The 20,917-nt window shown below is 37.1% G+C and carries 20 protein-coding genes; 13 read left to right on the top strand and 7 right to left on the bottom strand.

The features are described from left to right. Positions 1–164: 164 nt before the first annotated feature. Complete coding sequence (locus ACVWYG_RS12645) at positions 165–1,190, top strand: RluA family pseudouridine synthase (RefSeq protein WP_457270589.1); 1,026 nt, start codon at positions 165–167, stop codon at positions 1,188–1,190. A gap of 5 nt (positions 1,191–1,195) precedes the next feature. Next, a complete protein-coding gene (locus tag ACVWYG_RS12640; protein ID WP_457270588.1) occupies positions 1,196–2,041 on the top strand; it encodes an aminotransferase class IV in 846 nt (281 codons plus the stop codon). 80 nt (positions 2,042–2,121) lie between these two features. Here ACVWYG_RS12640 and ACVWYG_RS12635 read toward each other — a convergent pair whose 3' ends face one another. Further along, positions 2,122–2,712, bottom strand: coding sequence for a hypothetical protein (locus ACVWYG_RS12635; RefSeq protein ID WP_457270587.1), 591 nt, complete (start codon positions 2,710–2,712; stop codon positions 2,122–2,124). A 243-nt stretch (positions 2,713–2,955) separates the two neighbouring features. On the opposite strand from ACVWYG_RS12635, the gene ACVWYG_RS12630 reads away from it, so the two are divergent. Further along, entirely contained in the window at positions 2,956–3,312 is a 357-nt protein-coding gene (locus tag ACVWYG_RS12630) for a response regulator transcription factor (RefSeq protein ID WP_457270586.1), read from the top strand. A gap of 4 nt (positions 3,313–3,316) precedes the next feature. Here the strand turns inward: ACVWYG_RS12630 and ACVWYG_RS12625 are convergent, their stop codons facing one another. Continuing rightward, the gene (locus tag ACVWYG_RS12625; RefSeq protein ID WP_457270585.1) at positions 3,317–4,618 is read right to left on the bottom strand and encodes an ABC1 kinase family protein; all 1,302 of its coding nucleotides are present in this window, start codon (positions 4,616–4,618) and stop codon (positions 3,317–3,319) included. A gap of 4 nt (positions 4,619–4,622) precedes the next feature. Beyond that, the gene (locus ACVWYG_RS12620) at positions 4,623–5,276 is read right to left on the bottom strand and encodes a TetR/AcrR family transcriptional regulator (RefSeq protein WP_457270584.1); all 654 of its coding nucleotides are present in this window, start codon (positions 5,274–5,276) and stop codon (positions 4,623–4,625) included. 172 nt (positions 5,277–5,448) lie between these two features. Here ACVWYG_RS12620 and tatA point away from each other — a divergent pair, with 172 nt between their 5' ends. The 4 genes from tatA to ACVWYG_RS12600 all read left to right on the top strand — a co-directional run bounded on the left by tatA (position 5,449) and on the right by ACVWYG_RS12600 (position 10,485). Then, positions 5,449–5,583: a twin-arginine translocase TatA/TatE family subunit gene (tatA, locus tag ACVWYG_RS12615; protein ID WP_457270583.1), complete on the top strand. Its 135-nt coding sequence runs from the start codon at positions 5,449–5,451 to the stop codon at positions 5,581–5,583. A gap of 48 nt (positions 5,584–5,631) precedes the next feature. Further along, positions 5,632–5,826: a hypothetical protein gene (locus tag ACVWYG_RS12610; protein WP_457270582.1), complete on the top strand. Its 195-nt coding sequence runs from the start codon at positions 5,632–5,634 to the stop codon at positions 5,824–5,826. Positions 5,827–5,955: 129 nt separating this feature from the next. Continuing rightward, on the top strand, positions 5,956–9,471 hold the full coding sequence (locus ACVWYG_RS12605; protein ID WP_457270581.1) for a PKD domain-containing protein: 3,516 nt from the start codon (positions 5,956–5,958) through the stop codon (positions 9,469–9,471). A 3-nt stretch (positions 9,472–9,474) separates the two neighbouring features. After that, entirely contained in the window at positions 9,475–10,485 is a 1,011-nt protein-coding gene (locus ACVWYG_RS12600) for a PorP/SprF family type IX secretion system membrane protein (protein ID WP_457270580.1), read from the top strand. Between the two features lie 146 nt (positions 10,486–10,631). Here ACVWYG_RS12600 and rpoN read toward each other — a convergent pair whose 3' ends face one another. Next, positions 10,632–12,101, bottom strand: a complete 1,470-nt coding sequence (rpoN, locus tag ACVWYG_RS12595) for an RNA polymerase factor sigma-54 (RefSeq protein ID WP_457270579.1) — start codon at positions 12,099–12,101, stop codon at positions 10,632–10,634. Between the two features lie 206 nt (positions 12,102–12,307). On the opposite strand from rpoN, the gene mscL reads away from it, so the two are divergent. Next, the gene (gene mscL / locus ACVWYG_RS12590; RefSeq protein WP_457270578.1) at positions 12,308–12,745 is read left to right on the top strand and encodes a large conductance mechanosensitive channel protein MscL; all 438 of its coding nucleotides are present in this window, start codon (positions 12,308–12,310) and stop codon (positions 12,743–12,745) included. Between the two features lie 90 nt (positions 12,746–12,835). On the opposite strand, the gene ACVWYG_RS12585 is transcribed toward mscL, so the two are convergent. Continuing rightward, positions 12,836–13,708 carry a ChaN family lipoprotein gene (locus tag ACVWYG_RS12585; RefSeq protein ID WP_457270577.1) on the bottom strand — a complete coding sequence of 291 codons (873 nt, stop codon included), beginning with the start codon at positions 13,706–13,708 and terminating at the stop codon, positions 12,836–12,838. Positions 13,709–13,869: 161 nt separating this feature from the next. Between ACVWYG_RS12585 and ACVWYG_RS12580 the strand changes: the two genes are divergently transcribed. The 5 genes from ACVWYG_RS12580 (at position 13,870) to ACVWYG_RS12560 (ending at position 19,291) form a co-directional block, all read left to right on the top strand. After that, positions 13,870–14,736: an OmpA/MotB family protein gene (locus ACVWYG_RS12580; protein ID WP_457270576.1), complete on the top strand. Its 867-nt coding sequence runs from the start codon at positions 13,870–13,872 to the stop codon at positions 14,734–14,736. A gap of 339 nt (positions 14,737–15,075) precedes the next feature. Further along, positions 15,076–15,642, top strand: a complete 567-nt coding sequence (locus ACVWYG_RS12575; RefSeq protein ID WP_457270575.1) for a UbiX family flavin prenyltransferase — start codon at positions 15,076–15,078, stop codon at positions 15,640–15,642. Between the two features lie 70 nt (positions 15,643–15,712). Next, positions 15,713–17,032 carry a tRNA (N(6)-L-threonylcarbamoyladenosine(37)-C(2))-methylthiotransferase MtaB gene (gene mtaB, locus ACVWYG_RS12570; protein WP_457270574.1) on the top strand — a complete coding sequence of 440 codons (1,320 nt, stop codon included), beginning with the start codon at positions 15,713–15,715 and terminating at the stop codon, positions 17,030–17,032. Between the two features lie 267 nt (positions 17,033–17,299). Continuing rightward, complete coding sequence (locus tag ACVWYG_RS12565) at positions 17,300–18,448, top strand: prolipoprotein diacylglyceryl transferase (RefSeq protein WP_457270573.1); 1,149 nt, start codon at positions 17,300–17,302, stop codon at positions 18,446–18,448. Between the two features lie 54 nt (positions 18,449–18,502). Beyond that, the gene (locus ACVWYG_RS12560) at positions 18,503–19,291 is read left to right on the top strand and encodes an inositol monophosphatase family protein (protein ID WP_457270572.1); all 789 of its coding nucleotides are present in this window, start codon (positions 18,503–18,505) and stop codon (positions 19,289–19,291) included. A gap of 84 nt (positions 19,292–19,375) precedes the next feature. Here the strand turns inward: ACVWYG_RS12560 and ACVWYG_RS12555 are convergent, their stop codons facing one another. Continuing rightward, a complete protein-coding gene (locus ACVWYG_RS12555) occupies positions 19,376–19,927 on the bottom strand; it encodes a NifU family protein (RefSeq protein ID WP_457270610.1) in 552 nt (183 codons plus the stop codon). A gap of 186 nt (positions 19,928–20,113) precedes the next feature. Continuing rightward, positions 20,114–20,917 (bottom strand): DNA adenine methylase, encoded by an 804-nt coding sequence (locus tag ACVWYG_RS12550; protein WP_457270571.1) that lies wholly within the window; start codon positions 20,915–20,917, stop codon positions 20,114–20,116.

Raw genomic sequence — 20,917 nt, 5'->3', positions numbered from 1 at the left:
TACATTTTTGAAACGACTATGTTGGGAAAAGAGTGCTATTTAAGTTTAATTGTTTAGCAAAACAATAAGATATTCCTCTGTTTTAAGATGAAGATCTTACCATAGTGTTTAATTGAATGCGAGCTGCAAACGTTAATTCCTGAGAAAAACTTTACTTTTGCATCATGGAAACGGAAGATGAACTTCAAGATGCAGAAGACCAGGATTTATACGAACATTTTAAAGTTGTCGCAGATAGAGGACAGTCTTTGTTAAGAGTAGACAAATTTGTAATGCACCGTATAGAAAATGCCTCACGTAGCCGAATTCAGAATGCAATAGAAGCCGGAAATTTATTGGTAAATGGGAATACTGTCAAAGCAAGCTACAAAGTAAAACCGTTTGATACGATCTCTATCGTTTTGCCTCATCCTCCCCGAGACAATCATGTCTATCCTGAAGATTTACCCATTGAGGTTATTTATGAAGATAGCGATTTATTGATTGTCAACAAAGCTGCCGGAATGGTTGTGCATCCAGGTTTTAACAATTATACCGGTACTTTAGTAAACGCCTTAGCTTACCATTTCGAACAGTTGCCACAATTGCCTGGAAACGAAGGAAGACCTGGCTTGGTACACAGAATAGATAAAGATACGTCTGGCCTCTTACTTATAAGCAAGAATGAACGATCTATTACCTACTTGGCAAAACAGTTTTTTGATCACACGATACAGAGAGAGTATTTAGCGCTTGTTTGGGGAGACATTGCAGAAGACGGAACTGTAACCGGTTATATTGGTAGAAGCCTAAAAGATCGAAGAATAATGCAGGTTTTTGATGATGCCGATAAAGGCAAATGGTCTGTAACTCATTATAAAGTTTTAGAACGTTTGGGCTACGTAACGCTTATTAGTTGTCAGCTCGAAACAGGACGAACCCACCAAATTCGAGCACATATGAAGCATGTTGGGCATCCATTATTTAATGATGCCAGCTACGGTGGCGATAAGATTTTAAAAGGAACAACATTTACTAAATATAAGCAATTTGTAGAAAACTGCTTTAATCTGTTGCCTAGACAGGCACTGCATGCTAAATCCCTCGGTTTTTTACATCCTAGCACCCACGAGTTTATCGATTTCAGCTCGGCTTTACCTGAAGATTTTGCAAGTGCGTTAAACAAATGGAGAGCTTATACCGTTAATTAACCATTATGTCTCAACAGTATTTATTGTTTAATGATGTCTTTCATCCTTTAAGCACCCCCATTATAACTTCTGAGAATAGAGCTTTTAGATTTGGCGATGGCTTATTTGAAACTATGCGAATGGTAGATGGGAAACTCCAATTCGCAGAACTTCACGCAGACAGGCTTGCAGCTGGAATGAAAGCGCTTAAAATTGATGGTTATTCTCTAATGGATGCCTATTTTTTGAGGCAAAAAGTATCAGATTTAACTAAGCGGAACAAGTGGGCAGGAAATGCTCGCTTTCGACTATCAGTTTATAGGGCGGGAGCTGGTTTATATACGCCAGAAAGTAATAAGAGCGGGTATCTTTTAGAGGGTAACATTCTGCTCTCTAACAACTACGAATTGAATAAAAAAGGCCTTATTGTAGATTTATTTACTGATTTGCCAAAATCCATTAACAAACTTTCGAACCTAAAAACTGCCAATTCTTTAACCTATGTTATGGCAGGATTGTTTAAGCAACAGAATAAACTGGATGAAGCAATTATATTAAACGACAAAGGCTTTTTATGCGAAACCATCAGTGCTAACCTATTTGTTGTGTATGATAAGAAAATTTATACTCCTGCACTAACAGAAGGTTGTGTTGCCGGAGTGATGCGAAGCACCATCTTGTATCTTTCGAAAATGCACGGAATAGAGGTAACTGAAGCTGAAATCAACCCGAAAATTTTAACAGAAGCCGATGAAGTATTTATTACAAATGCTTCAAAAGGATTGCAGTGGGTGATGGGTTATGGTAGAAAGCGTTACTTTGATAGAGTTTCCAGACTTTTGTCAGAGAAGCTCAACGCTACTTTAAAGTAGTAAAACTTTGGTTTTTAAGTAGCACAAAAAAAAAGCGAATGATTTTCATTCGCTTTTTTCTGCGTTACTGCCCTGTTCAATTACTTAACAGCTGCGATTTCTTGATCTATAAAAGGATAATCTGCTCGGTTTATCTCTGTTTTTAATGCCGCAAAACTATTCATTTTTAAAACGCTATTTACACTTTTTGCCATAAAGTGATCTTTGGTTGTGCCGCTTAAACTTAATTTAGAATTGTCTGCAAGTATCGTACAAATACCCAATGTTGCGGTATTTATTTCGGCGTGGGCGTTCCCATTTAAAAATACTTGCAAATAGGTAGTTTTTAAAAGTCCATCTGTATTAATTATGGCATTGTCATCTCCGGTTATTCTAAAAATATCTTTTACATATACTATTAATTTAGCAACTCCGCCGCCGGCAGGGCTAATTGTTATTAAGTCTCCTTGCTGCATCACTTTTGCCTGTCCGAAGCTGTCATCGGCATAAGAAATGCCTTCTTTTCCTATTTGGATTAAGGTAATTTGAACATTTCCCGTAACGGTTATTTTTCTAAACGGTTTAATTAATGAGTCTTTTTTAATTGATTTTTCTATTTGATTTGCATTTGCAGCTAAGAAAGTGCTGCCTAATAAGATTGTAGTAAACAGTGCCGCGATAAGGTTTTTCATTAGAGTTTTCATAATTTTAATTAACTGAATTTAAATTTCTTAAGTTTTAAGGGGTTTATAAATAAGACTGGATCAGCTAAAGATTGTTGCACGAGGAGTACTAGTATTATACGAGAATAAAATATAACTCGACCAACTGGCAAAAAACCGATACGAAAAATACTAGAGCATGTTTTGAAAACAGTTATAAAAGCATCAAAATAAAAATTTATCTTTACCCACTGCTATTGCCCCAAATGATTTATGAAGAAAAAGATTGTTCTTGTTCAAGATAATGTGGAAGTTCTGGAAATAATGGATGAAGCGCTAGCCGATGAAGGTTTTGAGGTTATAGCGTCACTTGCGCCCAAACCGCTTAGTGAAATGGAGGAGTTAAAACCTGATGCCATCGTTATAGACGACCACATTAAGGGAACAAAGCGTGGATCTGAAGTCATCAAAGAAGTTAAGCAAAACAAAAAAACGGAAAAAGTGTCCGCAGTTCTTACTTCAACATCAAACAAATTGGCTGAACAAGCAAAATTATGTAATGCAGACGACTATATCCAAAAACCGTTCGAGCTCGAAGAAATGATAAGCGTAGTAAAGAAAAATACTTAATGTCTTAATTAAAATGGGGCTTATAGGTGTCAGTTTTTATAGTGGCCTTTAAATCGTGCAAAATGGTATACAAGCCAAAATTTGTTCTATTTACGTAGATAAAATGCTTAACTCCACGCGCCTGTTTCAGTTCTGGAACCTTGGCAATTTTCTCGCCATAGGCATAAAGTGCTTCAAAAAATTCAGACTCGCTGAAATCGAAAGTCGTGCTACAATACGGTTTTGCAAATAATTCAATCATCTCTCGATAGGCTGTGTAGTAAAACTCTACCTGTTCTGGTGTGTCCTTGCTATTAATCATCTCCAATTTCCTAAACGCATCTAACGTCAGCGCTTTATCGTTAATGACATCTGTAGAAATAAGAGAAAAAAAAGGAACGTAAAAATCATCTGGCAATTCTTTTATACAACCAAAGTCTATCACGCCTAATTTTTCGTCTGGGGTAATCAGAAAATTTCCTGGATGCGGATCTGCATGTACAGCACGCATCTCATGCTGTTGAAAATTGTAAAAATCCCATAATGCTTGACCTATTTTATTGCAAAGTGCTTGAGATGGATTTGTGCGCAAAAATTCTTTAAGGTGCAATCCATCAAGCCAATCCATGGTAATGATCCGATTGCCAGAAAGTTCTGGATAGTATGTTGGAAATACAATATTTTCTAAGTTTTTACACGCCTCCGAAAACTCTATAGAACGCTTAATCTCTAAATCGTAATCAGTTTCTTCTAACAAACGCTCTTGCACTTCGTTAATGTATACATTTAATTCTTTTTCGCTCATACCTAACAACCTAAAGGCAAATGGCTTTACCAACTTAAGGTCACTGGAAATGCTGTCTCCAACACCTGGATATTGTATTTTTACAGCAAGCTTTTTGCCATTGAGCGTAGCCTGATGTACCTGGCCGATAGAAGCCGCATTGCTTGATTTTAGATCAAAAGTATCGTAAATTTTTTCTGGAGACTTTCCGAAATTCTTAGTAAAAGTTCGCACAATTAATGGGCCCGATAACGGTGGGGCATTGTATTGCGATTGTGAGAAGCGATCTATGTAAGATTTTGGAAGAATATTTTTATCCATGCTTAGCATTTGAGCAATTTTTAATGCGCTACCTTTAAGCTCGCTAAGGGAATTATAAATGTCTATTGCATTGTCTTCATTTAACTCTGTGTTATCCAAATCAGGATTAAAAAGTTTCTTTGAATAATGCTTTATGTAATTTCCACCAATTTGGAAGCCTGTTTTTACAAACTTCGCCGAGCGTTGTACTTTGGTAGTTGGGATGCTATCTTGTGATTTCATTAATTTATTGCCTCATCTTTTCCGCAAATTTGCCGTTTACCGACAAAAATTTTCCGTATTCTAATAAACTGTCAATCGGCGACCTTTGAAAGAGATCGAAGGTAACATTTATGCCTTTTTCGATGGCCTCATCAGTTTTCTCAAATCCCTCTGAAGAATCATTTATCCAAAAATTCAGTATAAAAATAAATTGAATCCAAAGCGCATCTTTGTATCTTTTTGCAAAAAACTTTCTATCCGCCAATTCACCAGTCTCTAATCCTTCGGTTAAGACATCTTCCGCAAATCTCTCGAAAATAGGCTTTGTGCCACTTAAAGAGGCAGGTGTGGAAAATTTAGAAACATTCTTCTTCAAGCTAAAGATAATAAAACTGCGTTCTCCCTTTAGATTTTCCAAATAGCTGTAAAAGAAAGACAACAATTTTTCTCTCGAAGAAAATCCTGCCCAAATGTCCTGTTCCTTAATCTTCGCTATAGTTTCTGCGGTGAGCGATACCCAAACGTGTTTTTCGATACTTGCGAAAGAAGTAAAGTGGTCGTAAAAGGAGGACTCGGTTATCTTTAGTTTTTTTGCAAAAGCATAAACTGATTTCGGTTCCTCATCATGGGTGAGCACATAATCTATGTAAGATTCTTTAATCTGATTAGCTGTAGCCATTTCGTTTTTGTTTTATAACGTATATTAGACGAAGATAGTTTTAATTTTATAAGGCTGTAAAATCAACCTTTTGTAATGTTTTACTGTGATAAGATTATTCAAACTAGGTGTAAATTTGAAACATTGCCTAAAATAATTTTTTGTACCTTGTAAAACCAATAATTTAGCAAAAATGGAAGTAGTTTTAATAGTGGCGGTCGTAATATTATTGTTCGGAGGTAAAAAATTACCGGAATTGATGCGTGGCATAGGCAAGAGCGTGAAGGAATTTAAAGACGGGAAGGACAAACCCTCAGCAACCAAATAATTTGATCACTATCTAAGCTAACCTTTATTATAAAAATAAATTTTTTGTATGTCTATTAAGAAAGAAATCAAGGGGAATGAGCTGCCAGAAAAAGATTCAATGTCAACACCGGAGAAAGACGGTTTGAATAGCTGGAATGATCGTTTAGATGAAAATGTGGAAACAGATGAACATAGCAATACGTTGGCAGATGAAAAATCGAAGGCTTTTTTCGAAAAGAATGAGAATATAACCAACGCTTAAAGCGTTTTTGCGTTTACAGCCGCTCAAACAGCTTTAGTAAAGTCCCAATAATTATTCAAAACCAAATCGCTTTCAGTTTTTACGAAGGAAAAGTGTTAAGCAAATTTTAAAAAATTAATTGATTTTTGAATGAAAAGGGTTTTTTTACTCTTGTTATTTGGGTTTCTGATTTGCGTTTTCAAAACGTTTGGGCAAAACATAAGTAACGAAGGCACAGATTTTTGGACAGTCTTTCCGACACATGTCAATAGTGCTGTTGCGGGAGATAAAAGGCTTGCCAATATCGTTGTATACATCACTTCTCAATTTGTTAGCGAGGTGACCGTTAGTTGTGGTACATACGCTCAAACGTTACGGATACCGGCCAATACAGCGGTACCGTTTGCAGTTAGCAGATTCAATGCTTATGTAGATAAGGAACAGCAAAATACAGTCTTAACCGACAAAGGAATACATATCGTTGTTACTCCAGGGATGCCAAAAGTGTCCGCTTACGCACATATATACGCAGGAGCACGTTCTGCCGCAACACTAATTTTACCAAAAGAATCTTTAGGGCAAACGTATTATTCGATGAATTTTACGCAATCTGAAGGAGGTGACAATTTTTTAGCAGTGGTAGCGGTAGAAGATGACACACACTTACTGTTGACACAAAAAGGTGGTTCCCAATTGAGAATTACGTTACCAAAAGCTGGTGATGTATACGAATATATTGCAGGCGATAGAGCTGATTTGACAGGGGTTTCCGTAACTGTAGATCCTACCACTTCATCATCGTGTAAAAAGTTTGCTGCGTTTTCAGGATCTTCATCATTGTTTTTAGGTTTTTGTGAGACGAAGATGAATTCGTTAGATCCCCTTTATCAGCAGCTTTACCCTCCGGCGAGCTGGGGTAAAAATTATGGTATAGTACCTTTTAAAGACAGAAAATACATTTTAAGAATCGTAGCTCAAGACAATGGTACTCAAGTAACCGTTGGCGGACAAGTGCAAACTCTTAGTAAAGGGGATTTCATTGAAACTCCAGAGCTCACGCAGTCTATGTTGGTCTCTGCCAATAAGTTGATAAGTGTAGCTCAATATTCTCTTTCGCAAGATTGTTCATCCGCAACTAATGCTACTGCCGTAGGAGATCCTGATATGGTAATTTTAAATCCTATAGAATTTAACATTCAAAATATAACCGTTTTTTCTTCTGATAAACAAGATATTATCGAGAAGTATATCAACATTCTAATAAAAGCTAGCAAAACCGAATCATTTAAAATAAATGGTGTAAAGCCCAACATCGTTTGGCAATCTTTAATTGGAGATCCGAGTTTCGCCTTTGCGCAAATAGAGGTATACGAGCAAAGTTTAACATTAACCGCTGATGATGGATTTAATGCGATCGCTTATGGTTTTGGAAATTATGAGTCTTACGCCTATTCTGCCGGTACAAATCTTGCTTCGAATAATTATTTAAGTGTTGTAAACACTGCTACGGGCGATGTAAACCCTGATGGTTGCGTGGGCGCTGAATCGCAGTTAAATATTTCTTTACCATATAAAGCTCAATCAATAAAGTGGTATTTGGATGGGATTCCTTCCTCAACTCAGCCTGCGCCCGAGCTCGTTAAGACTGTTACAAATGCAACAGGTGATCCGTCGTATATCTACAAATCGCCCTACATGCAAACCTTTACCGAAGCAGCCAAACATACTTTACGCGCCGATGTAGTTGTTGAGAGTGCTGGAACTTGTCTTATCGGAAATTTTACCACAAATTATATTTTTAACATCTATAACTTACCAACAGCAGAATTTACTTCTGATCTTACAGGATGCGCAAATGCGAATGTGCAGTTTAGCGATAAAAGTGTTTCGAATAATGATGGTTTTAATATCACTGAATGGAAATGGGATTTTGGAGATGAATCTGATCCATCTAATCCAGAGTCTTCCGAACAAAACCCTCAACATAAATTTTTAAAAGAGGGTATTTATACCATTAAACAGTCTGTAAAAAGTAATACTGGCTGTTTTTCTAATGAGCAAGCGCATGAGGTAACAGTCTTTCCATTACCGATTGCCGATTTTATGGTTCTGGAAAAGTCTTGCATCGATGTTGCTGTTTTGTTTACGGATAAATCAACCATTTCGCTAAAGGTTCCAACCTCATCTATTAGTAAGTGGCATTGGGACTTTGGCGATGGGGTGTCAGAGGACTATACAAATGGAGATTCATTTGCGCACAAGTTTGCAAAAGTTGGGATATACACAGTTAAATTAACACTCACCTCTAATAAAGGCTGTCTAAGCGAGGTTTTTTCTAAAACTATAACGATTGTCGATATCCCCTTTGTCGATTTTATTCTTCCCGATTATTGCATTAACGATGGAGTAGCGGTTTTTAAAAACCTTTCTAAAAATACTGACGGCACAGAAAATGGACTAAATTATGATTGGAAATTCGTAGGAGGAAATGTAACAGGAACTTCTAACATTAAAGATGGAGAATATAAATTCCCAGCCCCCGGCGATTACCTAATTACATTAACCACTTCTAATGGATTAGGCTGCGAGAATTCCTCAACTAAACCCTTTACCGTAAATAGTGAGGTTAAAAAAGCCGACTTCACAGTCCAGAATATGGGAAATGTATGTAGTGGTAAAGATGTAATCATCAACAACACGTCTAGGATTTCTATCGGAAAAATTGTTAAAATAAAAATTTATAAAGATTTTGAACACGTTAAAACAGATCCCATAACTATTTTATCTCCTGGTTCAGAAGACATTCATTTAAGCTATCCTAGTTTTGGTGGCGATATTCAAAAACCTTACCAAATAAAACTCGTGGCATATTCGGGGCAAAATTGTTCTGAGGCCGAACTCAAAACAATTATGTTAAATCCATCTCCGCAGCTGGCTTTTAATCAGATTCCAAAAATATGTACAGATGAAGGTATGGTATTGATTAATCAAGCGAGAGAAACCTCCGGGTTATCTGGTGAAGGATTTTACAGTGGCTCGGGCATAGATGCAGATGGAAATTTTAATTCAAAAACTGTAGGCCCGGGGCAACACCTAATCACCTATACTTTTAATGCTAAAAATGGGTGCACGGAAAGCATACAACAAACTGTAAATGTATTTGCGTCGCCTTCTATCATTCTTGCGCCCAAGATTTTTGTGCTGTCAGGTGGACAGATTAAAGTCGCAGCAAGTGCTATTGGAGATCAATTAACATATAAATGGTTTCCTTCTACTTTTTTAGATCATGATGATGTATTAAATCCTATTGCAACACCATCTTCAGATATTGAATACACCTTGGTTGTCAGCACAGCTGATGGTTGTGCTTCATCAGCCAAAGTTTTTGTGAAGGTGTTGGAGAAATTAGAGGTGGCCAATGCTTTTTCTCCAAATGGAGATGGCGTAAATGATGTTTGGACAATCAAATATTTGGATAGCTATCCAAATGCAACTGTAGAGGTGTTTAACAGAGACGGCAGCAGGGTGTTTTTTAGTCAAGACTACAATAAACCTTTTGATGGGACATTTCGGGGTTCACCACTTCCGGTGGGCGTATATTACTTTATTATAAACCCCAAAAATGGCAGAAAATTAGTAACGGGCCCTTTAACCATAATTAAATAAAAGTTGAAAAAATATATTCTCCTTCTTGCAATGATGATTTCTATTGATGTTTTTTCACAGCAAAGGCCCCAATACACTCAATATATTTTTAATCAATATTTGCTCAATCCGGCGTTATCTGGCATAGAAAATTACGTCGATTTTAAAGCAGGTTATCGCAAACAGTGGACCGGCTTAACCGGTTCGCCCGAGACGTCCTTTGTTTCGGCTAACTGGGCTTTGGGCGATAATCATTTGTGGAGCAATGCCCTCACTTCATTTCCCGAACAAACAGGCGATCCGATGGATAGAAATTATACGCAAAATTATACCTCATCTCCCGCCCATCACGGAGTTGGGGTAACTGCCTTACAGGATAAAGCGGGGCCAATTTCAAGACTGGATGCAGATTTGACCTATGCCTACCATTTGCAGCTAAATGATAAATTTAATTTATCTGCAGGAGTTGCAGCAGGTATTTCTAATATATCGTTAGACGTAAATGCGTTGAGTTTTGAACAAGAGAACGATCCTGCAGTGTCTCGGGCAATCACAAATCAAACGAAACCAGATTTAAGCGTTGGTATTTGGTTGTATGGTGCTAGGCTTTTTGCAGGTGCTTCTATACAACAAATTTTAGGTCAGGGATTAAGTTTTAGCGATGTCAATAACTCAAATCAAGGAAAGTTAACACCTCACTATTTTGTAACTGCCGGCTATAAACTTGTTCTTAATGAAGACATCGCGGCCATCCCATCTTTTATGATAAAATACACCAATCCGACTCCATTTTCTGTTGATTTAAATTTAAAAATGGCTTTCAAAGACAGAATTTGGCTTGGAGGGAGCTACCGTAGAAACGATTCTTTTTCTGCTATGGCAGGCTTTAATCTATCCAAACTTGTCAATTTGACCTACAGCTACGATTTTACAACGTCAGAGTTAAATCAGGTAAGCAATGGAAGCCACGAAATTGTACTTGGTTTATTATTGAATAATATATATAAGGTGCCGTCTCGAATAAAGATTTGGTAATAAACTGGCACTTGAGTAGTTCGTAATTTCCACTCAAAAATTTAGAAGTTCGAGATCTTTTTTGCCCAAAAATAATATTCCAAGTATAGGGAAAAATAGGTTCAAAAATTATTTTTGCAAATAGCAAACCTTAAACCCTAAACCATTTAGAGTTCTCGCCTCAACCTCGCTACCGGAATATTCATTTGTTCCCGATACTTTGCAACTGTTCTGCGCGCAATGTTATAACCCTTATCTTTTAAAATATCGGTCAATTTTTCGTCGGCCAAAGGTTTACGTTTGTCTTCATTGCCGATACAATCTTCTAATATTTTTTTAACCTCCTTGTTAGAAACTTCTTCGCCACTTTCCGTTTGGATTGCTTCGGAAAAAAAAGACTTTAACAAATAGGTTCCGAATTCCGTCTGTACATATTTAGAATTGGCAACTCTAGAAACAGTAGATATGTCCATGTCTATTTTATCTGCAATGTCTTTTAAAATCATTGGCCGCATTTTCCGCTCATCTCCAGTTAAAAAATAATCATACTGATAGTGCATAATGGCGTTCATGGTTTTTAACAACGTTTGCTGGCGTTGCTTGATGGCGTCTATAAACCACTTTGCAGAGTCTAATTTTTGCTTTACAAATTGTACTGCCTCTTTCAGCTTTTTATCCCTCGCTGCGGTTTTATCGTAATGATCGAACATTTCTTGGTAAGATCTGCTAACTTTAAGCTCAGGTGCGTTTTTCGAGTTTAGTGTTAGGTTTAACGTGCTGTCATTATTGCTGATGTGAAAATCAGGAATAATTTGCATTTGTTTTGTCGTTACTTGATTAGAATCTCCAGGTTTTGGATTTAGCCTTAAAATTTCATTAACAATTTCTTTAAGTTCTTCGCTATCTATCCCTAAACTTTTTTCTAATTTATCGTAATGTTTTCGTGTAAATTCATCTAGGTAGTCCTCTACCACCTTAATTGCTTCTACAATTACTGGGTTGCTGCTGTCTTTTTTTCTAAGTTGAATGAGTAAACATTCTTTTAAGTCTCTCGCTGCAATGCCTGATGGATCGAAAGCTTGAATGATCTTTAACATATCTAAAACTTCTTCTTCCTCTACAAATACATTTTGAGAAAAAGCGAGATCATCTATCATAGAGGTGAGGGGACGTCTTAAATAACCATCATCATCTAAACTGCCTATAATTTGTTTGCCTATTATAAAATCTTTATCAGAAAGCGGAATTAAATCTAGTTGCGACTGGAGCTGCTCAAAAAATGTGCTTTCTATGGCAATAGGCCTTTCTTTTTGCTCTTCATCATCATCTGAATTGTTGTAACTATTGCCGTATTCATTTACATCATCGTCTTGTAAATAATCATCTACATTAAATTCGTCAGAATTGTCTTCCGTACTTTTTTCAAAGTCGTCACCACTCTCATTTAAATCCTCGTATTCACTTTTTGGCTCTTCTTGCACCATCAAGCTAGGATCTTCCAATGCAGGGTTTTCCTCCAGTTCTTCTTTAATTCTTGCATCTAAAGAAACGGTTGGCACTTGCAACAACTTGATGAATTGGATTTGTTGAGGAGACAGTTTTTGTAGTAACCTTTGCTGTAAGTGTTGCTTTAACATATAGTATTAAAAAAGTATTGTTCAAAAATACGGAAATGAATCCAATAATTAGTTGTGCGCAAAATCCTACGAACAACCATAGGGAAGGTAAAACAGTAGAAACGCTTTTTATACTTAAAACGCGACAAACAGTGGTTAAATCTTTCCGAAGATTAGCGTTTTTCAAAATATTGTTTATTTTTGTTACACACTAAATAGTAATTACAATGAGCATTGTAAAAGAATTTAAAGAGTTTGCCATTAAAGGCAACGCAATGGATTTAGCCGTAGGAGTGATTATAGGCGCAGCCTTCGGCAAAATCGTTGACAGTATTGTTAAAGATCTAGTAATGCCGATTGTAGCTGCAATCATTGGTCAACCTGATTTTAGTAATATGTATGTAGTGTTGCGAGGAGACGTGCCTGCAGGTGTTCCTTTAGTTGAAGCCCAAAAAGTAACTGGTGCCGCCATTTTTGCCTACGGAAATTTCATTACTGTAGCAATTAATTTTATTCTATTGGCCATTATAGTATTTATAATGGTTAGAGGGATTAACAGTTTGAAACGTAAAAAAGAATTGGAGCAAGCTCCGGCGCCAGCAGTATTGTCAAAGGAAGAAAGCTTACTTACTGAAATTAGAGACTTGTTAAAAACTCGGGCGTAGCTTAAAAAGATAAAGACAAGCTTAGCACAACAAGTCATTTTGTTGTGCTTTTTTTGTGTCTTATTTAATCCCAACTCTAATGGATAATCGCTAATATGTTCTTGGAGTATCTGGGTTAGTCAACACAATGTATTCGGCAAGATTCTCATAGCTTTTCCATTTTGGATGCGCAAAATCCTTGCCCGAGAAAGAAGAAATCGTAACAATTTTCGCATTTCTACTATATGTCCTTAGTTTAGCAACAGCGCCCAATTGCTCGTCGCTATGAAAGCGTCCGTTAAGTTGCAAAATTTTTATTCTTGAGTGTTCTTTTAAATAGCTGGCAATTGTCCAAGCCATGCTTGCATCCCACAAGTTTTGTGTTTGATAAATTTGCATTCCGCCCACTCCATGTCCACCTAGGGTTTCGTTAAATTTCTCATAATAACGCCCTATTGCGGTATCGATTGGGATTGGAGGAAGAAATATCCTAGAAGTTTTCGGAAATTGCTTCAATGAATTTAGTCCATTCGTTGTCACTGCATTGCTGTATCTCGCGGCAACATTTGCTGCTAAGATTGGTATTTTATGCTGCTTTGCATATTCTACAATAGGTTTATAATCTGCGTAATTTGGCCATGCATTGGATTCTTTCACAAAATTTCTTTCAGAAATTAAACTTGCTAAATATTCGTTTATGACAGGTTGCAAATCCGTGTGAAACATCTCCATACTGATGGCAAATTTACCGTGATATTTTTCCGAAAGCTTTTTTGCTAGAAGGAACTCTACAACGTGGCAAACAGAATCGTTATGATCTTCCCCAAAAAAAAACACATTGGCTTTTTCATTACGGTCTATGAGTTCGCCAACAGAAATTTCTTTTTGCTGTTTTACATCGTAAATTCTATATAAGCTATCTGTAGTTTGCGCAAATGTTACCGTTTGCGTTAGAAATCCTAAGACGAATAATAAACATTTCATTTGTGTTAAATTCAAGAAATAAGCGAGGTGAAGATAACGGTTTAAAATTTAATGATAGTCTAAAAAAGAGCTATCTTTATTACGATCCTGAAGGTGAAAAATTTAAAAAAATTTTTGGTAAGGTATTTGTACGGTGAGGAAGGTAATAAACATACAAATTTATGAGAGCAATAAAAACAATCCCGTTAATTCTTCTTTCTTTAGGATTAGTTAGCGGTTGTGTGAGTAATAAGAAATTTACTGAACTTCAATCAGACTATTCAAAGTTGCGAGATAGAAACCAAGAGCTGAGCAATAAGTATCAAGACACTCAGAGAGAGTTAACAGGTGCAAATAGTAGGGCCACAAGTTTGGAAGATCAGATCAAATCTGAAAAAGCAAATAGTGCTGCGCTTCAAGATGCATTAAATAAATGCTTAACGAATAGCAATCAAGGAAATGTAAACGTTTCTAAATTGGTCGATGAAATAAACAGTTCTAACAAATATATAAAGCAGCTTGTAAATGCCAAAAATCAAAGCGATTCTTTAAACCTTGTGTTAACAAATAACTTAACGAGATCGCTTAGTAGAGAAGAGATGCAAGGGGTAGATGTTCAAGTGTTAAAAGGCGTAGTCTATATTTCGTTGTCAGATAACATGCTTTACAAATCGGGCAGTTATGAGGTTTCAGACATGGCTGATGAAACTTTAAATAAGATTGCAAAAATAATAAATGATTATAAGGATTACGATGTATTGATTGAAGGTAATACGGATAACGTTCCGATTGCTCAGAAGAACATCAGAAACAATTGGGACTTAAGTACACTTCGAGCTTCTTCGGTGGTTCAGGCGCTACAAAATAAATATGGCGTAGATCCAAAACGATTGACGGCAGGCGGAAGGGGCGAATACAACCCAATTGCAGATAATAGTACCCCTGATGGAAAGTCAAAAAACAGGAGAACTCAAATCATCATTACCCCTAAGTTAGATCAATTTATGGAATTGATAGGGAAAGCGCCAGATGAGGCAAAAAAACCATAATTGAAGTCGATATTTAGTGTGAAAGCCTCCTCATTTAAGGGAGGCTTTTTTATGCATTTTCAACTTTTCATCCTCTGATATAGGGTAGATAATTTTTGCGGTCAAATATGCGCTCCACTTTATCTTACACAAAAAGAATTGATAAATCGTCTTTTTATCGTTAGCCAGATGCTATTTCTTAAACATTAAAAGGTGCCCAACCGAGTACAAAATTAGGTATTGTCAAAAAATACTTTATATTTGTTGATGCCCCTCTAGGGTATGTTTTTCATAGGTAGATGTGGGGTCAGAAACGTGTTTCTGACCCCTTTTTTCTATCTGGATTTAATGTTACTTGTTGTGATAAAGAAAAAAGTGATCGTTGCAATTACCGGTGCCAGTGGTGCTGTGTATGCTAAAGTGTTGTTAGATTATTTGCAGAAGCTACAAGATCAGTTAATCGCTGTTGGAGTAGTTATGAGCGACAATGCCAAGGAAGTCTGGAGATTTGAGTTGGGTAATTCTAGTTATGCCGATTACGCGTTCGATTTTTATCAGAAAAATGATTTTAGCGCGCCTTTTGCCTCGGGCTCAGCCAAATATGATACAATGATAATTGTACCATGCAGCATGGGCACGCTTGGCAGGATTGCCAGCGGCATATCAAACGATTTGATTTCTAGAGCGGCAGATGTGGTGTTAAAAGAACGTAGGAAACTTATATCAGTAGTCAGAGATACACCTTTTAGCCTAATTCACATCAATAATATGAAAACCGTAACAGAGGCCGGCGGGATCATCTGCCCTGCCAATCCCTCTTTTTATAGCTTGCCAAAAAACCTCGAAGAAGTTGCCGCAACGGTCGTTACACGCGTGTTGGATTTGGCTGGTTTTGAATTGCAGTCCTACCGTTGGAACGAAGAGTAAAGATTTGTTTTATTAAACTTATTTATTGCAAATTGTCTACTAGTGACAAAATCCTTATCTTTGCGGGCTAATGAAAAAAGTTGCTTTTTATACTTTAGGCTGTAAGCTTAATTTCTCAGAAACCTCTACAATTGGGAGGCTTTTTACCGATGCGGGTTATGCCGTAGTTAATTTCTATGAGAAAGCGGATGTTTATGTTATAAATACCTGTTCTGTTACAGATCATGCGGATAGGAAATGTAGGAAAGTGGTAAAGGAGGCCTTAAAAAACTCACCAAATGCCTATGTAACAATTGTAGGTTGTTATGCCCAGCTAAAACCAGTTGAAATTGCAGCAATAGAAGGCGTTGACATGGTGTTGGGTGCAGCTGAAAAATTTAGGATTGTTGAATACATTACAGATTTAACGAAAAATGAGAAAGCCGTAATTCATCAACAGCCAATAGAAAAGGTTAATCATAATTTTATAGCTTCTTATTCTATTGGAGATAGAACCCGCACATTCTTAAAAGTTCAAGACGGTTGCGATTATCCATGCACTTATTGCACCATTCCGTTAGCGAGAGGTTCCAGCCGAAGCGACACAATAGAAAATGTGGTCGATCGCGCAACAATAGTGGCTGCATCTGGAATTAAAGAAATAGTGTTAACGGGCGTTAACCTCGGCGATTTCGGTATCATTGACGCTCATCGAAAAAACGAATTTATCCATTTAGTTAAAGCCCTAGACGAAGTTGAGGGGATAGATCGCATACGTATTTCGTCTATTGAACCAAATCTTTTAAGTAACGAAATTATAGAATTTGTTTCAACTTCTAAGAGGTTTGTTCCTCACTTTCACATTCCCTTACAGTCCGGATCTGATAAGATTTTAGGTTTAATGAAGAGGCGCTATCGGAGTGATCTTTACAGAGAACGGGTTGCGAAGATAAAATCGATCATGCCGCACTGTTGCATTGGTGTTGACGTAATTGTTGGATTTCCTGGAGAAACGAGAGAAGATTTTTTAGAAACTTACAAATTTTTAAATGAATTGGATATCTCTTATCTTCACGTTTTTACCTATTCTGAGCGGTCTGATACGGCAGCTGCAGCGATGGACGGAGTTGTAGTTGGCTCAGAGCGTAACGACAGGAATAAGATGCTACATATTTTATCGGAAAAAAAACGTCGAAGTTTTTACCAGTCGCAAATTGGCAGTAGCGCAGAAGTACTCTTTGAAGCAGACCACAAAGAGGGTTACATGCATGGTTTTACCAAAAATTATGTTAAAGTAAGAGCCAGATATGACCCGTTGAATATCAATGCTTTAAAATCGGTCAAATTGGTCTCGCTTGCTGCCGATGGTGAAGTAGATGTGGAGGAGTTAGACTCGGTTTTTGCGCATTAAACAATGATGGGATACTTTTAGACAGGAGTAAACGTGCGAATTCCCATTTTAAAATGAGCTGAGCGCATTCAACTAAACTTAGAAACGGGGCTGAATTTTGTGAATTCCAACTATTCTTAGGTTTTCAAACTAGTCATAAACATTTGAATTCAAGCTAACACTACATAAGTATTCGTCTTATAAATCGCTATTTGATGCTTTGGCTTTTATAGCTTTGGTACTTCAGCCTTTCATCTTTGTTTGTTATCTTCGCAGCAAATAATTTTTATGTTCCCTACCGTTTCGCATTTTATAGAATATTTGTTTGGCGTAAACATTCCAATGCCGTTCAATACTTTTGGAGTTTTCGTTGCGTTTGCTTTTATCGCCGGCTATTGGGCTTTTTCTGAGGAGTTAAAGCGAAAGGAAGGCTTAGGGATTCTACATCCTGTTACAAAAACAATTGTCGTAGGTAAGCCAGCAACAACTTTAGAGCTTTTTTTAAATGCACTATTTGGTTTTTTAATTGGGTACAAATTAGTGTTTGCATTGCTTAATTACTCGCTTTTTGTGAGCGATGCGCAAACCGTCTTACTTTCTTTAAAGGGGAATATTTTGGGTGGATTAGCTTTTGCGGTGCTTTTTGCCTACTGGGATTATAAAGAAAAGGCGAAGTTCAAATTGGATAAGCCTAAAGCTACGCAGGTTATTGTACATCCGTATCAATTGATGAGCAATATGATTGTTTGGGCTGCAGTTTGGGGTTTTTTAGGGGCGAAATTTTTCGATAATCTTGAATATTGGAATGACTTTGTAGCAAATCCTGTAGAAAGGCTGCTGTCTTTTAGTGGACTCACTTTTTACGGTGGGTTAATTTGTGGTGGTGCCGCCGTATTAGTTATTGCGAAAAGGAATAAAATTAGGCCGCTTCATATGTTGGATGTTGGTGGACCAGGCATGATGTTGGCTTATGGGGTGGGAAGAATCGGGTGTCATTTGGCTGGAGATGGCGATTGGGGCATTCCGAATTTGAACCCAAAACCCTTCAATTGGTTGCCAGATTGGTTGTGGTCTTACAAATATCCAAACAACGTTATAAATGAGGGGATTCCAATAGACGGTTGCGTAGGGAAATTTTGTCATGAATTGGCTGAAGGCGTTTATCCTACACCGCTTTATGAAGTAATTATTTGCTTACTCTTGTTCGCTTTTTTATGGAGCATCAGGAAACAGCTTAAAGCGCCAGGGCTGATGTTCGGAATTTATATGATTTTAGCTGGGGTTGAGCGCTTCTTAATCGAACTTATAAGGGTAAATTCTAAATACCACGCCTTTGGCCTTGCGTTTACACAGGCAGAAATGATTTCTACTTTTCTTGTTATTGGAGGTATTGGCCTTTGTGTTTACGCGCTTCGAAAAGGTAATAAATTAAGCTAAACCAAAGATTTAATAAGTCATCTACTTCTTGGCGAAGGCCAATAAAATAATTTTATGGATTACGAAAAATTGTGCACTAGCGTAGTAAATATCGTAAGGCTCACAGGAAACTTCATTAGAAAAGAGGCCTTACAATTTGATCTTGACAAGGTGGAATATAAGGGTTTAAATGACATGGTTTCTTACGTAGATAAAGCTGCGGAAGAAAAGCTGGTCAACAACTTAGATAAATTAATTCCTAATGCAGGATTTTTAACAGAAGAAAAAACCATAAATAGGGCAGGTAAAAACTTTACGTGGATCATTGATCCGTTGGATGGTACGACAAACTTCATCCATGGAATCCCGACCTATGCGGTAAGTGTGGCGCTCTACCAAGATGGAGAAGCTGTGTTGGGTGTTGTATACGAATTAAACCGTGGAGAAATGTTTTATGCCTACAAAGGCGGGGGTGCGTTTTTAAATAAAAAAGAGATCAGAGTGTCCGCCAATCCAGATTTAAAGTCTAGTTTATTGGCTACTGGTTTTCCATATTACGAATTTGACAAGCTACCCCAGTATATGCAGTTGCTTAACGAAATGATGCAAAAGACACATGGTTTAAGGCGCATAGGTTCTGCCGCAACTGATTTAGTCTATGTTGCTTGCGGAAGATTTGAAGCATACTTCGAATTTAATATTCAAGCTTGGGACATCGCCGCAGGTTGTTTTATTGTACAGCAGGCCGGGGGAGAGGTATTGGATTTTGCTGGCGGCAATTCGTTTTTAGAAAAAAGGCAGGTGATAGCAACAAATAGAAAAATAACTTCGGAGTTGCTGGAAGCAGTAAACAGATATTTTTAAATCGAATTAATAAAAACATCGCTACATTTAAAAAGCCTGCGATAATAACGCTACAGGCTTTCTAATCAACGAGAAAAAAATATTTTATAAGGATTCTGAAACCACCTCCGTAACTTCAGGAACCATGCGCTGTAATAAGCTTTGAATGCCAGATTTTAGCGTAATTGTAGAAGATGGACAGCCACTGCAAGAACCTCTAAGTTCAACCGTTACTACTCCCTCATCGAAGGATTTGTAGGAAATTGCCCCTCCATCTTGCTCTACAGCGGGTCTAACGTAATCGTGCAAAATCTGTTGAATTTTTATTTCAGTTTCTGATCCTTCAAAACTTGGAGTATCTTCCGCACTTACTTCAGTTATTTTAAGCTCGGCTTCCACGGCACCTTTAACAAATTCTTTAAGAATAGCCTCAATATCAGCCCATTCGGCATCTGATGTTTTTGTTATGGTAACAAAATTACTAGCGAAAAACACGCCCGAAACAAAATTGAATTTGTACAATTCTTTGGCAAATGGAGACCTTTCGGCACTTTCTTTTGTAGCAAAATCTTCACTTCCATTGATAAGAAGTTTATTTACCATAAATTTCATGGTAGCAGGATTGGGCGTTTGCTCGGTATATACGTTAATGGTCATGTCTTTATTTTTAATCATTCAAAATTAGGGATTTCGGCTGCTTTTCCTGTCTTGACAGCGTAAATTTAAAATATAAGCGCCAAAACGATTTTTCCGCACTTTAAAAACAATTTTGCCAAAAATAGCAGTTTAAACCAAAAAAATAAAAGCCATTTAACAAATAATTAAATGGCTTTTAAACAGTATTTAATCAATCGGATAGTTAGCAGTTAACACTTCAACCTTCCGCTTTAAATAACCTCCCTTACTATTAATAGACACCCCACTCTCAACGCTCCACATATTCCATTTATATAACTTCGCGTACTTTAATAACAGCGGCGAGGGATAACTACTCAATAGAAACTTTCCTTTTAACCCAGACAGCACCTTTAAAAGATTTTCAAAGTCCTGTTCACTATAACCATCATAATGCCCACAATCGCTATTAAAATAAGGTGGGTCGCAGTAAAAGAAAGAGTTTAAAGTATCACGCCCTTTGATGATATACAAAGCGTCAGCGGCTTCTATCTGTGCATTCTGCAATCTGATAGCCATTTCTTCGGTAAAACGATCTCGGTTGTTTATAATCTTCTTTGTCGTGGTGTTCTTACTCAAATCATAGCCCCAACTACTATCTAACTGAGAACTAAAGCTTTGAGAACTCAACACCCAAACTGCCCATGCCCGTTTAATTTCCGTAAACATATCCGGATGGTTATAAATAACAGAGGCCTTACGGTGCAAATCTCGACTATGCAAAGAAATTCTTATCTCCATTTCCAATGCTACAAATTCGTTCTGAACTGTTTTGTAAAAGTTAATAAGCTCTTTATTTGTGTCATTTAAAACTTCGATCTCTGATTTTTGCTTTGCAAAAAATACAGCTGCACCGCCAAGAAATGGCTCACAATAAAGTTTATGCTCTGGTATGAGACTTAAAATTTTTGTAGCTAACTTCTGTTTACCGCCGTAATAGCTAATTGGCGTTTTTAAATTAATCTTTCCCAT

The organism is Pedobacter sp. UYEF25 (assembly GCF_054061655.1).
Note: the sequence above shows the minus strand (reverse complement) of the source record. Positions and strands in the feature narration are given on the sequence as shown.